The sequence below is a fragment of the Leptolyngbya sp. CALU 1928 genome (genome assembly GCF_056784215.1).
Genome location: NZ_JBXBCE010000008.1, coordinates 1 through 17162 on the forward strand (window position 1 = coordinate 1; position 17162 = coordinate 17162).

The following is a 17162-nucleotide window of genomic DNA, read 5'->3' on the forward strand; positions in this document are numbered from 1 at the left end:
CGATTTCATTCCGCTGCAATGCACTTGTTAGACAATGATTCTGCAATAGTATTAGGCAAGATGTTCCACTTTGCTTGCAACTCTATCAACGGGATGTTCCAAAGGGTATTCCATTGCACACCGAATAGAGGTTGAGCTTGTTTGCCCATACGCCATCCCTCCGTTAGGGCATCCGTTAGCTGTTCTGCTAAATCTAAATCCTCAACTGCTGTTTTTAACAAGTTTTTAGCTAGCATTGCGAATGAGAACCGTGAAGTTCGCAATTGCGCTGCCACAAAAGCTTGTAATTTGGTCTCACCGACCATACTAGTATCAGCATTGATGACAACGTGCCAAATATCGTGGACTTCCGCGAGATGTACTATTAAGTAGTCATACTCGTCCTCAACTATTTGGTATTGAATCGGATTTAAGCCATTGCGAAGCAGATGGTCCGAGTAGGAATAGCCTAGAGTTTCTTCGGGCAGAGAATGAAGTTGCTGAAGATCTATAGCACCCAGGAGTAAACGGTTTTGAATGGACTCCTTGGCTGAGGAATGAACAGAGAGAAATTCTACTGTCTGTCTAAAGCCCGCTTCATCATTCACAGCATTCGCTAGATTCCAGATCGACTGAAAGTCACCATAGGGAGCCTTCAATATCTGCATGAAGCGCTCAAACACCAGCGTCTTCCATTGTGAATATTGTGAATGCTGATCAACCGAGTCTTTGGTATTCATTGCCCCCTCACCTAGCGTTTTTATAGCTCTATAGCGCTCCCGTCGAGGTGGTTACTTAGGTTTAATGCATCACGATAGTAATGTCTATAAACACTTTCAAATCTTAAACACCTGATGAGCGATTGAAGTATGCTTGAATTCGTCTAACAGCAAAGATGAGCGGCAGCAGATCAACCTTAACGCTAGACGACAAGGTTCCCAACTGTCCACTCCATCGTATTGTTATCCAGCATCGCTTTAGACACTACGAAGCTTTCTTGTGTGCCGAACTAGAATATCTAGCGCCATGATGTGTGAAGCTCCTGAGATACCCACTCCAAACAATGGAATCAAGGCAACAGGAAAAGTTGCAATAGTTTCCATCGTCGGAACTTGAAGCAGTGCGAAAGTTAAGCCTGTACTAACCGCAGTTACAAAGTCTGCAAAACCGAAAAGGTGAAAGCCCCAATATTTCCAAGTACTCTTTGGTAATGCGAGTACTACGAGAACCAATAGACCTGCTGCTAAATCTCCCCAAGCTGCATTTCGCACAAAAGCTGACGGCAACAGATGTTGACTGCCGTAGTAGAAAAAGGTTAGGGCTGCTGGAATACGCCAAATGTGAAAAAGAGTGAGGTAATTGAGATGGAGTCCTTGAATGTAGGCGCGGAAGCTAGAGTTCCCGTAATAAATTGCCAAGGGTATAATAATCCCCATTGCCACGAGCAAAGCAAACCACGGCAATGGAAAGGTACTAAAGAGTCCGAAATAGCTGCCGACTGCCACACCAAGTCCCCAAAAGCTGACGATAAAAAGTAGTCGTTGTGCGATGTGATGACGCTGATTCGAGGATAAAGACACCATAGAAGTCTCCAAAGTTCAACAATTCAATAAAGTGTATATACACGTTTTGCAGAAAAATCTAACCTCAACGAATCAGCGCGGTAGTCTCAGCTAAATGTGAAAGTAGAGCGTTCCAGCGTTTGGGTCCGAGCGCTTCCTCCACACCATTCTGGGCTTGTTTCCACAACGGTAATGCTTTTGCTAATGCAACTTCTCCGTTGGGTGTCAGGCTAATCACACGAGTTCGCTGATCTTGCCCTGGCTCAGATTTTAACCATCCCTCTCGCTCCATCGGTTTGAGATTCCGGGTTAAGGTCGTGCGATCCATGACTAATTGCTCCGCTAGCTCGTTAATAGTTCCTGACTTTGCCAGTGCGATCGCCACCAAGATGGTGAATTGAGTGATGAGCAAACCGCTTGGTTTGAGGATTTCATCAAAGTGTTGCGTAACAACACGAGAGGCTTTACGGAGATTGAAACAGGCACACGAGGAAACCACTTGACCTAATTCAGTTGAATTGACTGGGTTGGGGTGTTTCTTCATAGCTTAAGTGTATATGCACTCATTTTGAACGTCAAGAGGCTGAATTAAGTTTTTGCCTCACCAAACACCTCAAAACAACTTAGCCTCGGTGATGTTCTAGACTTGTGGACAAGTTTAGATGTCTAGCCAAATTCATAGCGATTGATGAATAAACCAATGACCACATCATGTAACCAAATGGACTTGGAGAAGCAAATTGTTTTTCGAGCTAACCGCTTAATCCAAGTCCGCAAGGTGAGATGTTTGCGTTCAATGGTTTGAGTATTGGCTTTGCCAACAGTATGAACAAAAGGCTCAAGATGGCGTTCATAAAGTTTCTCAACTATGCAGCGTTTGCTTGAATCGGAGACAAAGATCCAGAACTTTCTTGATGTAAGACTCACCTATCTCGTGGTGGACTGTACCTTTTTGAGGGGTTGTGCAAAGAACCCCTACAATAATATCTCCAACGACAACTCCGACTACTGACCCAACCATTTCCCCTCCCCCGCCCCCACAACGTCGCCTTAGTTTTGGAACGCAACTCAATCGTTCCATCTGATTCACTTTATCGGCATAGTTCTCATGAAACGACCCCATACTGTTGCCCGTTGGCTGATGTTTATCGTCATGGGGTTAGTTGGCTGCACACCGCCACAACCGCCAGCAGGCAACTCTCCTAGTGCTCCAGCAACCAACCTCAAACAAGTGCAGGCAACTCCCAGCCCTGCTTCAGCGCGGCAAGCAAGCCGTACGCTGGTTGAAAACGGCTTTGGTTCCCAGGGGAAAGTAACCGTGCGGGTTGAAGAAGTCGTGACCGGGCTAGATGTGCCCTGGAGCATTGCCTTTTTGCCGAACCGCGATTTGCTTGTCTCGGAACGATCGGGACGGGTGCGGCTGGTACAGAAGGGTGTATTGCGCCCAAACCCGATCGCCACCATCAATGTCAGCGATCAAGGTGAAGGCGGACTCCTGGGAATCGCAACGCATCCTGATTTTGTCAGCAACCGCTTCTTTTATGTCTATTTCACGGCTAACACCAATGGTGCTGCGGTGAATCGTGTGGAACGATGGCAGGTGTCGCCCGATGGATTGAGTGCAACTCGTAATCGCACCATTATCGACAACATTCCAGTCGCGCAATTTCATAATGGCGGACGTATTCGCTTTGGTCCTGATGGCATGCTCTACGTTGGCACTGGGGATGCCAGAAACCCTGACCTGTCTCAGGACGTGAAAAGTCTGGCAGGTAAAATTTTGCGCGTCACTCCTGATGGTCAGGTGCCTGCCGATAATCCGTTTCCGGGTAATCCGGTTTACATTACAGGCATTCGCAATACTCAAGGCTTTGATTGGATCAACGCCTCTACCTTGTGGGTCAGTGATCACGGTCCCAGTGGGGAGTTAGGGCGATCGGGACATGATAAGGTTAGCGTTGCCCAGGCAGGGGATAATTTGGGGTAGCCCACCACCTACCGCTGTGAATCAAAGCCAGGATTAGTCACACCTGCGATCGTCTGGCAGCAAGCATTACCGCCCGGAGGAGCCGCTATTTATACTGGCAATGCTATTCCTGAATGGAAAGGCAGCCTCATGATTGCAGCACTTCGGGCAGAACACTTACAGCGCGTCGTCATTGATCCGCGATCGGGTCAGGTGCAGCGGCATGAAGTGTACTTACAGGGTCAACAGGGGCGGCTGCGTGATGCAGTCATGGGTCCCGATGGGGAACTGTACGTCACAACAAGTAACTGTGATGGGCGCGGCAGTTGTCCCGCACAGCAAGACAAAATTCTTCGCATTACCCGTTGACCCTGTCACTTGTCAGTTGGCCTGTCACTTGCCAATCACATTTCGTTTTTACACTCAAAGCCGATGCAGCAATTCCAAATTCAAAAATTTAAGAGGAATCAGTGATAGGAGAGGGGTCTGCATCGGAGAGCATAAAGTCAATTAGATGCTGCCAACTATTGAATAGCAAATACTTAGTCAGGCTGAGGATGTCTTGAAAGAAACCCTTGCGAGTGCCCCGTTGGTGGCGAATTTTCTGATAAGACGTGTCCACTAGATGAAGCACTGTATGGAACAGGAAAGCCAGGAGATTGAGCGTGAGCAAAAAGTTGGCTAAATGCTGTTGCCCATGCCCAAAGTTGTGTTCGAGATGGTACCCCTTGGTTTTGAGGACATTGTGATTTTCGTTTTCGGTCTTCCACCGACTTCTACCAGCAGCGACCACTGAGGCAACGGTGGTATGACCCAAGCGATGGTGGGTGATGAAGGCATTGTGGTAGAGCACCTGAGCGTCGTGTTCCCGGGTAACGACCAGTTCGCACCAATTGACCAGCAAGGCGGGTTGAGTGTCCCGAATCGGCACGAGATTGGCATAGCGGTAGTGATAAATCGCTGGAGTGCGCTGGTGGCATTGCCGGATTTCTAGGGTCTCGAGCGCCCCCAAAACCTCAAGCACGTGCAAGCGCTCGTACAGGGCAGGGTGAGAGTCGGGTAGAGCGGTAAAAATGAAGTTTATGCCAAGCTCTATACACTGCTGAACCATCGGTTGACGACTATAGAGGTCATCCCCAAGCAGCGTTATTGGGTGTTGGGCAAATTGCCCCGCATGGGTCTGCATCCAGCGTTTAGCCGCCACCACTTCGCAGTCTTGTTTCACAGACCCATCTTGCGGACTGATAAATTCGGGGGCTAAGGCAATCACCTGCGACTGACCAGGAGCGACAATCACGGGTAGAATCGCGCTATGAAAATAGGTCACACGCCCATTTTTATGCGTTCGAGTTGAACACTGCTGACACTGAATTTTCTGCGAACTGAAATATTGCGTCCCGTCTAAGGTGACTAACAAATGCCCTCCCAAGCAGTGGTATGCCTGCAAGTATCCCCCTTGCCTCAAACCTCGATACACCTGCTCAAACACACCCGTTAGGACAGGTGCAGCCAGGTGATCCAAAATATTGCGGATTTGCGGTGTACTCGGAATTTGAGCTAACCCAAACAATGTTTGAGCGTTATCCTTGCCCTGCCGACTCTGCATTTGCCGTTGGTGCTCCAGGAAAGACTCGCACTGCATGAAAAACACGCTAAACGCTGCCAAGATTGCGTCACTCACGCTGTAGCGGGTGCCGTTACTCGCTTGCCTTGGGTCTTCAATCCGACTGATGGCTTGATGCAGATAGCCTAACAACACCCCAAAACTTAAAGGCAATGATTCCATCACCGTGCTCCCACGAGGTGTTTCCTTATCCTCCAGTCTGATTCAGCGAGTTGTCAAAGTTTTGAATTTGGAATTGCTGCATTCTCAGACTCTTGCAGCGATGGTTTCACGTTCTCCCACAACAGACGAGGAGTCAGTTTCTCGCTTCGCAAGTAGCGATTGATTCGGTCATGGCTAATTCCATCAAGATGGTCAGCCAAATTTGTCACCGTGTAATGGATAGGGCTGCTCAGCAGATATTGACAGTAGTCAAGTTTAGTGAAGCTCATTCTTCTCGTTTAAGCGTTCCCTTATTTTGCCCCAGCCTTTCCATGCGTAAGTCCTGTTTGCTAAAGCAAGCTCAGCATTCTGACGTGGCTCAATTACCCAAAATCGTTCAACTGCCGGAGGCATTCCAGCACTACCGCCAGGAACTGGGCGCACAAATTTATGGAGCAATGGGGATTGAGCGTGCAGATAAAGTGAGTCGAGAACAAGCCCTTCTGCGGAATTACGAATTTTTTGGTGCCCCGCTGATCGGTATCGTCTGTATGCACTGAGAACTGGGCAATGCGGATGCTTTAAGTGTAGGGATCTATTTGCAAACGCTGATGCTGAGCCTGACTGCTCGTGGACTGGGTACTTGTGCCCAGGTTTCGCTAGCCGCTTATCCCGAAGTTATTTGCAGTGAGTTGAATATCCCACCGGAACTATCGATTCTGTGTGGCTTAGCCGTTGGCTATACCGATTCTGACTTTCCTCCTAATCACTTGCGTATTCGGCGCGATCCAGTTGAGAACAATGTCTCATTTCTCGATGATCGTGAGCTAGCTCACAGAAGTGATTAGAACATTAGGCTGGAGAAGGAATACGGCGATCGCTATCTGAGTCCATCCATTACAGATCGGGAATTGAAAGATAAAGCCATCACCAGTAATGCACGCACTGATTGTCAATGATTTTCAAACTGTGCTGGGAAAGGACAACATGCAAAGAAGAACATTCAAAACCTCTGATGGTGCAGAATTAAGCTACATCAGCAAGCTACATCAGCGCGGGTAGCGGACAACCCATCGTGATGCTTCACGGCTGATCGCAATCGGCAGAACAATTCAAATATCAAATTCCTGTTTTTGCCGAAGACTATCAGGTGATCGCGATCGATTTACGAGGACACGGCGAGTCAGAAAAAGTACCGTTCGGGTATCGAATCTCTCAATTGGCTCAAGATGTCCAGGAATTGATCAGTACTCTGCAACTCGAAAAGCCACACCTACTCGGTCACTCAATGGGATGTTCCCTAATCTGGAGCTATCTTGATCTATTTGGATTAGACGAAATTGATCGATTAGTGTTGGTTGATCAATCTCCACTGGTCATCTCGCGAGCTGCTTGCAGCAGCGCTTCGCTATCGCATTGGAATGCTCAAGAAATAGCAGAGTCCGGAGCAGTATTTACGGCTGAGCAACTCAACACGATAGTACACACCTTAGAACACGGCAACGTTGAAGAACTGACTCGAAGCCTCCTCACTTCAATGGTCACGCCAGCGATGTCAGAGGAGCAGTTTGATGGATCGTTGAGTGCAATCTTTGCTGTCCACGAGCGATCGCCGCAACACTACTATACAACCATGCTCATACGGACTGGCGCGATCAAATTGTCAGAATTCGCAAGCCAATGCTGATTATTAGCGGCAGGAAAAGTATCATTCCCTGGCGATCGCAGGTTTGGATCAATCAAAGTATTCCGAACTCTGAGTTGGTAATCTTTGAAGCGGATGAAGGCGGCGGACATTTCATGCTCATCGAGAATCCAGAAAAGTTCAACCGACGAGTTTTGCAGTTCCTATCGCAATCGCTTGAAGTCAACCAGGAAAGGCTGACAGCAGGGCTGGACAACCTAATTAGACATTGATCACTCGCTGAAAATCTAGGAAGACAACCATTTAAGTTGTGGTTTAACTCAAAGAACTTGAGTAGTGTGTATGGGGCGATCTCAGAAGAATGAAACGTAATCAATCCGAACCTCAAACTGACAACCAACAGGAGAACAAGATGAGTGACAACTCCGCAAACAGTCTAACCATGAAGCTTGAAGTCGTGGTGTTCAACGTCTCTGATGTCGATCGCGCCAAGGTCTTCTACGAGAATCTTGGCTGGCGACTCGACATCGACATTGCAGAGGGCAACTATCGCAACGTCCATATGACACCACCCAACTCGGATGCCTCAATCATCTTCGGTCAGGGGGTCACTCCGAACAATTCTGGTTCAGTGCAAAACCTGGTTCTTGCCGTGGACGATCTTGATGCTGTCCGCAAAGACTTGAGCGATCGCGGGGTCAACGTGAGCGAAATTTTCCACTAAGCTGGAGGTTCCTTTAACAACGCTGTGGAGAACCCACGCATCGGTGGATGCGACCCGCAAGGTCGTTCCTATTTCTCATTTGCCTCGTTTGAAGATCCGGACGGAAACCTCTGGCTGCTCCAGGAAATCACAACGCGGCTTCCTGATCGCCTGTGGAACTCTCCACGAGCACAAAACTTGGACGTTGGCACCTTGGCAAACCTTCTCCGCGAGACGGCAGAGCACCATGACCCCTACGAGAAGACTCACGCCGAGCATCACTGGTGGGAATGGTATGCGCCTTATCTAAGTGCGTGCCAGAATGGCAGCAGTCCAGAAGAGGCTGCCGCCGCCGCTGACCATTATATGGAAGAGGTTTTGCCTGTTCTTTTCAGATGATGCAGTCAAAGTTAACGGCAATACACTTAGACAACACCTAAACCGAGGACATACGATGAAAACACCGAAAGTATGGTTCATTACCGGAGTCTCTAGGGGCGTTGGATTAACATTGCCATAGCCATGGAAGCGGGAAATCGGGTCGTAGGATGGTTTGCAGCCATCCTACGACCCGATTTCCCGCTACGTTACACAACCACTCAGATCTGGCTGTGATGTGTCTGAAAACTCGTCTCACAATCAAACTCTCAAAACCAAGTGATGGCGATGAGTTTTGAGACAAAAAGGCAGGCTCCCCTTTCTGAAGGACTTTGCGATCAAGTAGGTCGTAACTGTTGAAACAGACTTACAATCAGATTTAGCGAAAGTTCTACCCTACAAGGTTTTCACGCTACCCTGTCTCAAATCCTTCGTTTAATTGACACTTCTAACTGACACACCATCAACTAACGTTAATTCAACAGACTGAGCTTTAACGAAACGTCGCAATATCTGGGTCATGCTGCAAGCAGTAATCCGGATCGTCGTACCAACTCCATTCATCGCCGTACTCCGATTCCTCCAGTTCATCTTCATCCTTAAACTCCCCATCCGGTCGCAAGTAGCCTTGCATATCGCTCAACACAAACCAGAGCAACCGATCTAAGGAGGATGCAATTATCCCCTTCGGTTCCCAGGTTTCGTGGTTCACTTTGGTCACCGCGCATTCACCGCGCTCATTCCGTTGGTTGTCAAGTAAGCAGAACGGATCTCCAGTGCCATCCTGAATCAGAACGATAAAATCACTGGTTTCGCCATCCCGGTAACAAAGACTCCAATCCACGATGGTATTCTGCGGGGTCACTCCTATGTCCGGCACTCCCAATAAATCCATCCATCCCGGCACATCCAGTCCATTCGTCACTTGCAGCAATGAGCGCAGGGAAGGGGGAAACTGGGTGCCCAGCATTTGCTCTGCATTGGCAATCATCTCCGTTGTCGCCGGTGGAAACCGCCGTACCACACCCGGCTCAAAATAGGAGAGCAGGGCTTCGATTTCCTCAGACAGCCGATTTCCCTTGGTGGCAGCGGTCGGAGGAACAACGGCAGGCGTTGGCGGAGTGAATACCTGGGGCTGCTCCTGGGGCAGTGCCCGACTGGATAATTTGATCGATAAAACCTCTAGCGCACCCTGTCCACAATCCAGGCGTAACCCATCAATCAACAGTGGCGCAATGCGATGATCGTAACGGCACAACAGACAACCATTCAGGTAAACCACCAATTCCGCCTGCTGGATGGAGATCGCCCACTCAAATTCCTGCCCTTGCTCTAATTCAGGGGGGAATGGAAACCGCTCCTCTGGTCCCCAATGGTGCCGCTCCAGAGTGTTTTGCACAACCTGTGCCTCGTTCGGACGCGGATTGAAGTGATAAGCAATATCCGTCTGGGACATCAAATTAAACGAATAGGAATTCGTGCGAGCAATGGCTCGAATCAGCACCACGCAATCCGGTCGAATCCGAGTGGTGCGCCACAGCAGTTGTTCCCTGGCTGGCAAGGTGACTGCCATCACCGTGGGAGTCGTGGCATCAATATCTGTCAAGAGATCTGGGATGGATGCGGTATCCGCTGCGGGGGCGGAGTCTGCTGCATTGAGATGAGCGTATCCCTTTTTCAGCTTCTCATTGAGTTTCTTATCGGCAGCCGCCTGAGCCTGTTCAGGGCTGACGTAGGCATCGCTAAACGTTTTTCCCTCCGTTCCCACCCGCCCATAGCGGACATTGACCGTGGACTCAATCACCGTCACCTCATAAAATTTGTGGGACTTGCCATCATGAAACTCCAGGTACACAGGCACTGCATTCGCCGTAGCCCTGGCTGTTGCCTCTAACCGCGCAAAATACTGCGGGTTCCACTTGCGAATCTGTGCCTCATAACAGGTCTGAGCTTCGCTTTCCGTTGCGAATTCATGGGTTTCAGACCAGATCAGCACACCACTGCCATCCCGTCTATCATTTTCTCGAGCCGTAACCCTGCACCCCTCTAGCGTGATGGTGATTAACTGGTCGTACTTGCCATTATCCGTGGGAATCGTGTGGCTAGGCATCGTTGGGAGTGTCAAAGAAAAGTGAGTGGCTCAAGCTTAACCCAACAAGACTTAGTTTTTTAGTAAGGGATAATTGAATGGAAACTGTACTTCTTATCTTATCTCAGAGCTTCTCAAAATAAAGAGTAAGATAAGATACTTGTATCATTCATACCATTTTGCCCTACGGGTTTCGGGCGTTTCAGCCTCTCGGAGTTTAGGGGTTTTAATAGATAGCGCTTGCCTGTTTGAGCTAAGCAAGATAAGACAGTAAAAGATAAGATAAATAATTTACCGACAGAGGGGTTATGCGCGGCTGGCTTTGCAATGGTCTTCAGTGGCTACCGTAATAAACTGTGTTCTGAGTTTCCGTTGCACTTTATAACAATGAGCGAAACACTTAGATCGGATGCCGAGATGGTTCTTAAGGCGCTTTCTTCTACCCTGTTTGAGGAATGCTATCCGCTTAGCCGTGATTTTGAACCCGTTCCTTCTCATCCGGGTTTCTATGCATTTCGTTATCGTGATGAGATTTTGTATATTGGAATTGGCAATAATCTTAGACGACGGTTCCGTAATGGACATAAGGCTCTGAGTTGGGCATTTATTGACAGGCTCAATCCAGATGACGTTAGAATTTCGACTTTTGCAATGGGTCGGCGTTCACTTCAGCAAGTTGAGTACATTGAAACCTTGATGATTCAAATGGCTCGACCCCGTTACAACACTCGCATGAACTAGGAGACAGCAAAATGCAGATTACAACCGAACACCTCTCTCCTGAAGCCGCCCAAGCGTTTCTCCAGGTGCTTCCAGAAAAGATTCGGTTGGGTTTGTTGACTTATGCCGCCCAGATTGAGCAACCTGTTGAGTCGGTTGTTGAAATGGCGATCGCGGGGTTCCTTGACGAAGACTCAATTAGCTTCTCTGGTTGTAATCCTTTCGCTGTAGTAAATAACTTGAAATAAAGGTTCATTGCTCCTCATGGTGCTATGACTCAAAAACCCTACTATTACCTTCCTCACTTCCTTGCTCAGGCTGAAGCCGATGCGTTGTACGAACACAGCAAGGCTCTAAGTTGGCAGCAAAACGATATTCGGATGTTTGGTCGGTTAATGCCTGTGCCTCGCCTGGAAGCTATCTATGGCGATGAGGGATGCAGCTATTTCTATTCTTCGTCGGTACTTCTAAACCCGCTACCCTGGACTGAGCCATTAGCCAATCTGCGTCAACGCATTGAAGCTGAAACGGGTTTCGATTTCGCAATCATCATTGGCAACCGTTACCACAATGGGCAGCGCTCGATCAGGTGGGATTATGCAGTTCTATACGGATGGTTGGGGAGCTTATGAAAGACATCTCGACCCAAGTCTTCACACCGTAGGCAAACGCAATACTCAGAAGATTGAACGTAAACATTTGACCTTACGCACTCGGATTTAAACGACTAGCCCGCAAAACCATTTGCTTTTCTAAGTCAATTTGGTTGCACGATGTCGTCATTGGTCTATTCATCAGCCGCTATGAATTTGGCTTAGACCTCTAAGGTCGATCCACAGGTCTAGAACACTACCCTCATTGTCATCTAACAGTTGTCTAAAATAGGCAAGATCACAGTCCGAAACCTCCACTGAGAAAAGGTTTTAGCCGATGTGGTACTTAATTGCCATGGACGGTGTCATACCCCAATCGCTCCCAAAACTTTGAGCGTGGCTTTTTGGGCTTCGGTTATCCCAGTCACACCTATGATATTCATCCCTTCGTAGGGTCGATCAGATCTCAACGTTTTGAGACAGTTACCCGTTTGCCCATCCCATAGCCGAATCGTTCCGTCTGCGCTAGAACTGGCAAGAATCTCTCCACCGGGACTCCAGGAGACATACCAAATCCGGTTCTCGTGCCCCTGTAAGGTGAATTTGCATTCATTCGTTTCCAGATGCCACACTTTGATGGTGCCATCATTGCTGCCACTGGCTAACCACTCACCGTTCGGACTCCAGGCGATTGCCCAAATCAATTCCAGATGCCCGACGAGTTCGCGCTCAAATGTATCGGTTTGAAGATTCCACAGCCGCACCGTTCGATCTGCACTGCTGGTTGCCAACCAGTTGCCGTCTGGACTCCACGCGATCGCTATGCCGATCAAGCGATCGTCGTGCAAGGTCTTGACGCACTCGCCCGTCTGTACATCCCAGAGCTTAATGGTATGATCCGCACTCGCCGATGCCAGTGTCTTTCCATCTGGACTCCAGATTACCCACCAAATCCAGCTTTGGTGCCCATATAAAACCTTGAGGCATTCCCCTTCAAGATTCCAAACTCTGATGCTCATATCATTCGTGCTGCCTGCTGTCACCAGCAATTGTCCTGTGCCTATTGGCAGGTCAAGTTCAACTGGACTCCATGCAATCGACCACACCCAGCTTTGATGCCCAGATAAGGTTCTCAAGCATCGTCCGGTCTGCACATCCCAAATTTTTATGGTGCAATCGTGACTGCTGCTGGCAAGGAGTCCTGCTGCTCCTTGGTAATGAGAAGATGGAGGGATCGGATTCCATGCCGCTGACAGCACCCAACCGTGGTGTCCTGTTAATGTCTTCAGGCATTGTCCCGTCTCAACCTCCCAAACTCTAACAATACTATCTGTGCTAGGGCTGACTAAGAACTTGCTATTGGGACTCCACATCACGCTTCTGATCGCATTCGTATAGCCTTTGAGCGTGTGGCGGCACTGCCCTGTCTGTGGGTTCCACAGCCGTACCATCTGATCCAGGCTACCACTGGCGATCGCGCTACCATCGCTGCTCCAACTCACGCCCCAAATCGCTTCTTGATGTCCTTGCATTGTTTTCAAGCAGCTTCCGGTGAGCGGGTTCCAAAGCTTGACGGTACGATCGCCGCTACAACTTGTGAGCATTGTCCCATCCGGACTCCAGGCTAGTGAATAGATCCAGGTACTATGCCCCACTAAACGCCGAATCTCCTGTCCTGTTTGTCCATCCCGTAGCCGAATGATTGCATCTGCACTTACACTGGCAAGCATGGTTCCATCGGGACTCCAGGCAACGCAACCCACCTGATATCCTGTCACTGATTCTGTTCTGAGGCACTGTCCCGTCTGGGTGTCCCAAAGTCGGAGGGTCTGATCATCACTACCACTGGCAAGAATTTTGCCATCGGGATGCCAAGCAACACTCCAGATTAGATTTTGATGCCCTTGCAGCGTGTGCAGGCAATCTCCAGTTTCCGCATCCCAAATTTTAATCGTGCAGTCGCCACTACTGCTAGCAAACTGACTTCCATCTGGACTCCAAGTAAGACTCCAAACTGCCTTCTGGTGTCCTCGCAGCGTCTGTAAACATTGCCCTGTCTGCACATCCCAAATTTTAATCGTGCAATCGCCACTGCTGCTAACAAGCTTTAGTTTGTAGGGATGCCAAGCTACAGCTAAAATCCAGCTTCGATGACCACTCAAGCTCAAAAGGAGTTGTTCTAGATTCGATTCAGCCTGACTGTGAGTCATCGTTTGCCACAAGCGGACTGTGCCATCCGTATCTCCAGTAGCAATCATTTGACTGTCTGGACTAAAGGCAACTGCCAGAATTCCCCCAAAGGTATGAGTAAAGGTCGATTTCATGAACCGGGAGTTGGCGAAATTGACTCGACGCATCTTAATTGCTGAGAGATTAGCGTGACAGATGGTGAGATTGGAAAGGTCGTAATCAGTTAGATTGGTTTGCAAGTAGCAGCAAAGATTGATTAAATTTCCAGCGGCATAGAGGGGTGAAACAGGCTTTCTTTGCAGCAGCTTAATCGTGTCCTGCAATCCCACTGCCATTCGGGCTGAAATTCCAAATACTGGCTGTAGCTGCGTGACCACTCCAGCTAAAATAAGTCGCCGCTGCGTTTCTCTAACGTATTCTTTAACGGTTGTTTTGAGTAACGCATGACTACCTAAAATATTGATATCCTGATTGGCTATTTCATTTGCGATTTGTTCTACCAACGCATCCGTGACATACTCCATCACAACGGGCTGCTGCGTGTAGCTGCCGTGTCTACGCTCAATCAAATTGCGCCAGCTTAACGACTCCAGAGCTTCCAACAACTTTGCCCGTGGCAAAGGAGGTGATATATCTTCAGCCAACTCTGCAATCGTCGTCCATTCCCGATTGATGGCTAACCAATACATGATGCTCTGTTCGGTGAGAGAGAGCCTCTTAAACTGCTCGTCAAGCAAACGCCGCGCACCGTTAAACAGAATGGTACTCTGCTGCAAGAACGGTTCAATCTCGCCATCGAACACATCTTGAATGGAGCTAGCCACAATTTTGATTGCCAAAGGATTGCAGCCATAGTGCTCGGCTAGGCGTTGTTTGTCTGCCTCCGAACCAACTAAACCTTTCGCAACAATCAAGGCTTGAGCGGTTTCAGATGAGCCTTTGAGTTGCAGCGATCGCACAGCTTCGGTGTCTTCTAAAGCTGCAACTTCACTCGGTTTTTCCCGACTGGTCAGCACGACGCAACTCTGATGCTGCACCTCACACAGCAGCTTGAATAATTCGCTATAAGCTTCATAACCGGAACGATATTGTCCCACTCGATCTCCTGCTTGAAACAGTGTTTCCACGTTATCGAGGACAACCAGACAGCGCCGCGATCTCAACCAGTGGATCAAGCGTCTGACTTCGGCTTTGAGGTCTTGCTGATCGGAAAGAAATGGCACCAGGTCTGCTAGTAGCGTTTCGAGAGTCGGCGCATTCCGCAGCGATCGCCAAATGATCACCTCGAATTCTAGTTGAATCTCGTGAGTGAGTTTGACCGAGAGAGCCGTTTTACCAATTCCCCCGATGCCCAACAACGCGATGAGACAGCAGCGCTCTTCAATGATCCAGTTAGAAAGAGTGGTTAACTCTGCGATGCGTCCGCAAAAGCCAGCGATGCTGATGGCTTCCCCCCAATCGATCTGAGGCAAGGGTGATTGGGCTGGCTGGATTGGATGACGAGGCTCTGTGTCTACTTCTGCTGTTGCTTGCTGTGCTAGTTGAGGGACGATCGAACTGGGCGATTGTCTGCCTGCTTCAGTTTGACTGGCTCGCCGCATTAGTGCATTGCGAAAGTTGGTCTTGCTGACATTCTCATTTAGCCCTTGCGACAGCAACTGCCAAAGCTGAGGACCGACATGGCGTTTGACATGGCTAATCGAGTAGCCAGACTGTTCGGCAATCTCTTCGTAAGTTTGATTAGCGATCGCGCCCCGCAAAATCGTGGTCTCTAAATCGCTCAGATGCCTCCCGCACTGAGTCTGAGCCACGGCATTAGCGATAGTGAGTAACTGTTCCGCTTCCATAGGACACTATTAGCTTAGGTGCGGTCACCTAAGACTTACTGGAACATTACGGAACTTCCCGTAACATTTCAATGTTTCTTTACATAAATGACAAGAACTTTCAGGTAACGACAGTGACAAAGTCTCCGCCTACAGTAAGAGCGTGGAAGTCGAGAGCAACGGAACAGAGCGGTCAGCGACCGATACCTCATCTGATACTTCCTGCTTGAGATTCCTGACAACAATCCGCAATTAGATTTCACCCTTCTGAACTGCGTTAAAGCAACGCCTTAAAGCGAAGGCTGAACCTAAATTCAGTTGAGCATCAATCAGCGCCATCTACATCAGATTCATTGCAATCCGCCTTTGGTGGAACTTGTGCAGACTACTCATGCTCAGATTTGCGCTTCACCTAATCGATCTCCGTAGATCGCCCATCTTTAGCCCTAGAAATACAAGGAGAAATAACCCATGGGAACTTCACCAAACCAAGTCCAACTCACACCGTCCTCCAATCTAGGAACTGCCGATCCCAATCAACCCAGTTTGTTGCAGGAGTTATCGGCAGCCCTCAAAGGGCAGGGCTGATTCATTGGCAGAAGGAAAATAGGCGAGGGATATCATGAGCAACCTGTCGAATCGCCTGAGTCAAAGAGTCAAACCCATGCTGCCGGAAGAGATTAAGGGCAAAGGTTCGCACAATTGCCATATTAATCAAAGCGTGACCCTCACACAGTGGAGTCGTATCTTCTTGAAAGACCACATCTTTACACCAGTGGAGGCGATTCTCAATGTGCCAATGCTGCCGGATACGACGGGCAAACTCGGCGGCATCGGTTGCCAGCGAACTGATATAAAACACCGTCTGTGAAACGGGTATGCCTGCTCTTAGTCCGGTGCGTTCGACCCGAATCACTCGTTTAAGAGCGACCCAACTTGGGTCAATGGTGGCACTTGGCTCCAATACACACACACGGCGTTGGGTTGAGCGATTGCGCGTCCGCTCTGAGTCCACGTGACAACTGAGGGGAGACGAGTGTTCAAACTGCTGCTGGATTTGGGCTAATAATTTGGGTTGATTCCCTTTGATGGCAATTAAGTAGTGGTTCTGACTGGCTATAATTTGCTGAACTGTTTTTTTTTTGGCGTGCAGGGCATCAAAACTAAAACACACCCCTTGCAACTGAAGGTGCTCCAACAAGGTTTGTACCGTTACAATTTCACTACTCGTTTTGTTGTGCATGGATTGCACCCCAACGACCAGTCCCAGTCGAGTGCTGACCACCGACACCACACTGACAAAATCTTGATACGCCTGGTCGTAATCTCTCAGACTGACTCGGATGCTCTTGCCGTCAACGGCACAAGCGGCTTGCTCTTCCAGCTCAACCGTTTCCTGTGCCCATTGATTGAAAACCTCGGTTAACGCCTCAAAGTCCACTCGCACCAAAGCGCGGCGAATCGTCGAGTAGCAGGGTAACCGCTCATAGGGCACTTCGAGTACCCCTAACAATTGGGTTTGATGGCGCTCCACAAAGCACGCGATCGCTCGATACCCCACACACCCGCTCATCGTTGCCATCAGTACCAGCAACAAAATCACCCACAATGGATACTGGGGTTGGGTTCGATAGTCTCGTACTTGTTTGAGAGCATCAATCAGGCTCATGGCTAGCTAGGGGTGAAAGAGCATCACCCATTATCATTTTTCTACCACTGATGAACTAGCCCTGCCTCAAAGGGGGA

General features: G+C 48.9%; 14 protein-coding genes and 6 pseudogenes. 11 read left to right on the forward strand and 9 right to left on the reverse strand.

The window, feature by feature from the left end; all coding sequences use genetic code 11:
• Positions 1-5: 5 nt before the first annotated feature.
• The 4 genes and pseudogenes from AC1S5B_RS21825 to AC1S5B_RS21840 form a co-directional block, all read right to left on the reverse strand.
• Positions 6-719, reverse strand: a complete 714-nt coding sequence (locus AC1S5B_RS21825) for a Coq4 family protein (RefSeq protein ID WP_482037796.1) — start codon at positions 717-719, stop codon at positions 6-8.
• A 237-nt stretch (positions 720-956) separates the two neighbouring features.
• On the reverse strand, positions 957-1562 hold the full coding sequence (locus tag AC1S5B_RS21830) for a hypothetical protein (protein WP_482037797.1): 606 nt from the start codon (positions 1560-1562) through the stop codon (positions 957-959).
• A 64-nt stretch (positions 1563-1626) separates the two neighbouring features.
• The gene (locus tag AC1S5B_RS21835; RefSeq protein WP_482037798.1) at positions 1627-2085 is read right to left on the reverse strand and encodes a MarR family winged helix-turn-helix transcriptional regulator; all 459 of its coding nucleotides are present in this window, start codon (positions 2083-2085) and stop codon (positions 1627-1629) included.
• A gap of 122 nt (positions 2086-2207) precedes the next feature.
• Positions 2208-2396, reverse strand: a pseudogene (locus AC1S5B_RS21840) (IS1 family transposase); the annotation flags it as partial.
• Between the two features lie 298 nt (positions 2397-2694).
• On the opposite strand from AC1S5B_RS21840, the pseudogene AC1S5B_RS21845 reads away from it, so the two are divergent.
• Positions 2695-3876, forward strand: a pseudogene (locus tag AC1S5B_RS21845) (PQQ-dependent sugar dehydrogenase).
• Positions 3877-4048: 172 nt separating this feature from the next.
• On the opposite strand, the pseudogene AC1S5B_RS21850 reads toward AC1S5B_RS21845, so the two are convergent.
• Positions 4049-5263, reverse strand: a pseudogene (locus AC1S5B_RS21850) (ISNCY family transposase); the annotation flags it as partial.
• Between the two features lie 101 nt (positions 5264-5364).
• Positions 5365-5502, reverse strand: a pseudogene (locus AC1S5B_RS21855) (IS701-like element ISPlag1 family transposase); the annotation flags it as partial.
• Here AC1S5B_RS21855 and AC1S5B_RS21860 point away from each other — a divergent pair.
• The 6 genes and pseudogenes from AC1S5B_RS21860 (at position 5464) to AC1S5B_RS21885 (ending at position 8019) form a co-directional block, all read left to right on the forward strand.
• A complete protein-coding gene (locus AC1S5B_RS21860) occupies positions 5464-5832 on the forward strand; it encodes a hypothetical protein (RefSeq protein ID WP_482037825.1) in 369 nt (122 codons plus the stop codon). The pseudogene AC1S5B_RS21855 and the gene AC1S5B_RS21860 overlap by 39 nt on opposite strands.
• A 3-nt stretch (positions 5833-5835) precedes the next feature.
• Positions 5836-6120 (forward strand): nitroreductase family protein, encoded by a 285-nt coding sequence (locus AC1S5B_RS21865; RefSeq protein ID WP_482037824.1) that lies wholly within the window; start codon positions 5836-5838, stop codon positions 6118-6120.
• A gap of 272 nt (positions 6121-6392) precedes the next feature.
• Positions 6393-6959 (forward strand): annotated as a pseudogene (locus AC1S5B_RS21870) (alpha/beta fold hydrolase); the annotation flags it as partial.
• Positions 6953-7189: an alpha/beta fold hydrolase gene (locus tag AC1S5B_RS21875; RefSeq protein WP_482037799.1), complete on the forward strand. Its 237-nt coding sequence runs from the start codon at positions 6953-6955 to the stop codon at positions 7187-7189. The pseudogene AC1S5B_RS21870 and the gene AC1S5B_RS21875, both read left to right, overlap by 7 nt.
• Positions 7190-7329: 140 nt before the next feature.
• Positions 7330-7641: a VOC family protein gene (locus tag AC1S5B_RS21880; protein WP_482037800.1), complete on the forward strand. Its 312-nt coding sequence runs from the start codon at positions 7330-7332 to the stop codon at positions 7639-7641.
• Positions 7642-7833: 192 nt separating this feature from the next.
• The gene (locus AC1S5B_RS21885) at positions 7834-8019 is read left to right on the forward strand and encodes a hypothetical protein (RefSeq protein ID WP_482037801.1); all 186 of its coding nucleotides are present in this window, start codon (positions 7834-7836) and stop codon (positions 8017-8019) included.
• A gap of 472 nt (positions 8020-8491) precedes the next feature.
• On the opposite strand, the gene AC1S5B_RS21890 is transcribed toward AC1S5B_RS21885, so the two are convergent.
• Positions 8492-10123: a WGR domain-containing protein gene (locus tag AC1S5B_RS21890; protein ID WP_482037802.1), complete on the reverse strand. Its 1632-nt coding sequence runs from the start codon at positions 10121-10123 to the stop codon at positions 8492-8494.
• A gap of 351 nt (positions 10124-10474) precedes the next feature.
• Between AC1S5B_RS21890 and AC1S5B_RS21895 the strand changes: the two genes are divergently transcribed.
• The 4 genes and pseudogenes from AC1S5B_RS21895 to AC1S5B_RS21910 all read left to right on the forward strand — a co-directional run.
• The gene (locus AC1S5B_RS21895) at positions 10475-10828 is read left to right on the forward strand and encodes a GIY-YIG nuclease family protein (RefSeq protein WP_482037803.1); all 354 of its coding nucleotides are present in this window, start codon (positions 10475-10477) and stop codon (positions 10826-10828) included.
• A gap of 11 nt (positions 10829-10839) precedes the next feature.
• Positions 10840-11055 (forward strand): hypothetical protein, encoded by a 216-nt coding sequence (locus tag AC1S5B_RS21900; protein WP_482037804.1) that lies wholly within the window; start codon positions 10840-10842, stop codon positions 11053-11055.
• Between the two features lie 24 nt (positions 11056-11079).
• Positions 11080-11439, forward strand: coding sequence for an alpha-ketoglutarate-dependent dioxygenase AlkB family protein (locus AC1S5B_RS21905; RefSeq protein WP_482037805.1), 360 nt, complete (start codon positions 11080-11082; stop codon positions 11437-11439).
• A pseudogene (locus AC1S5B_RS21910) lies at positions 11417-11633 on the forward strand (IS1 family transposase); the annotation flags it as partial. The gene AC1S5B_RS21905 and the pseudogene AC1S5B_RS21910, both read left to right, overlap by 23 nt.
• A gap of 132 nt (positions 11634-11765) precedes the next feature.
• On the opposite strand, the gene AC1S5B_RS21915 reads toward AC1S5B_RS21910, so the two are convergent.
• Together AC1S5B_RS21915 and AC1S5B_RS21920 are read right to left on the reverse strand one after the other, a co-directional pair.
• A complete protein-coding gene (locus AC1S5B_RS21915) occupies positions 11766-15437 on the reverse strand; it encodes a WD40 repeat domain-containing protein (protein ID WP_482037806.1) in 3672 nt (1223 codons plus the stop codon).
• A 568-nt stretch (positions 15438-16005) separates the two neighbouring features.
• On the reverse strand, positions 16006-17085 hold the full coding sequence (locus AC1S5B_RS21920) for an ISAs1 family transposase (protein ID WP_482033858.1): 1080 nt from the start codon (positions 17083-17085) through the stop codon (positions 16006-16008).
• Positions 17086-17162: the final 77 nt, after the last annotated feature.

Excerpts from the sequence above, each read along its gene's own strand:
- AC1S5B_RS21895 (WP_482037803.1), top strand. The coding sequence starts at position 10,475 with ATGAGCGAAACACTTAGATCGGATGCCGAGATGGTTCTTAAGGCGCTT.
- AC1S5B_RS21830 (WP_482037797.1), bottom strand. The coding sequence starts at position 1,562 with ATGGTGTCTTTATCCTCGAATCAGCGTCATCACATCGCACAACGACTA.
- AC1S5B_RS21875 (WP_482037799.1), top strand. The coding sequence starts at position 6,953 with ATGCTGATTATTAGCGGCAGGAAAAGTATCATTCCCTGGCGATCGCAG.
- AC1S5B_RS21900 (WP_482037804.1), top strand. The coding sequence starts at position 10,840 with ATGCAGATTACAACCGAACACCTCTCTCCTGAAGCCGCCCAAGCGTTT.
- AC1S5B_RS21920 (WP_482033858.1), bottom strand. The coding sequence starts at position 17,085 with ATGAGCCTGATTGATGCTCTCAAACAAGTACGAGACTATCGAACCCAA.
- AC1S5B_RS21880 (WP_482037800.1), top strand. The coding sequence starts at position 7,330 with ATGAGTGACAACTCCGCAAACAGTCTAACCATGAAGCTTGAAGTCGTG.
- AC1S5B_RS21915 (WP_482037806.1), bottom strand. The coding sequence starts at position 15,437 with ATGGAAGCGGAACAGTTACTCACTATCGCTAATGCCGTGGCTCAGACT.
- AC1S5B_RS21905 (WP_482037805.1), top strand. The coding sequence starts at position 11,080 with ATGACTCAAAAACCCTACTATTACCTTCCTCACTTCCTTGCTCAGGCT.
- AC1S5B_RS21860 (WP_482037825.1), top strand. The coding sequence starts at position 5,464 with ATGGCTAATTCCATCAAGATGGTCAGCCAAATTTGTCACCGTGTAATG.
- AC1S5B_RS21835 (WP_482037798.1), bottom strand. The coding sequence starts at position 2,085 with ATGAAGAAACACCCCAACCCAGTCAATTCAACTGAATTAGGTCAAGTG.
- AC1S5B_RS21825 (WP_482037796.1), bottom strand. The coding sequence starts at position 719 with ATGAATACCAAAGACTCGGTTGATCAGCATTCACAATATTCACAATGG.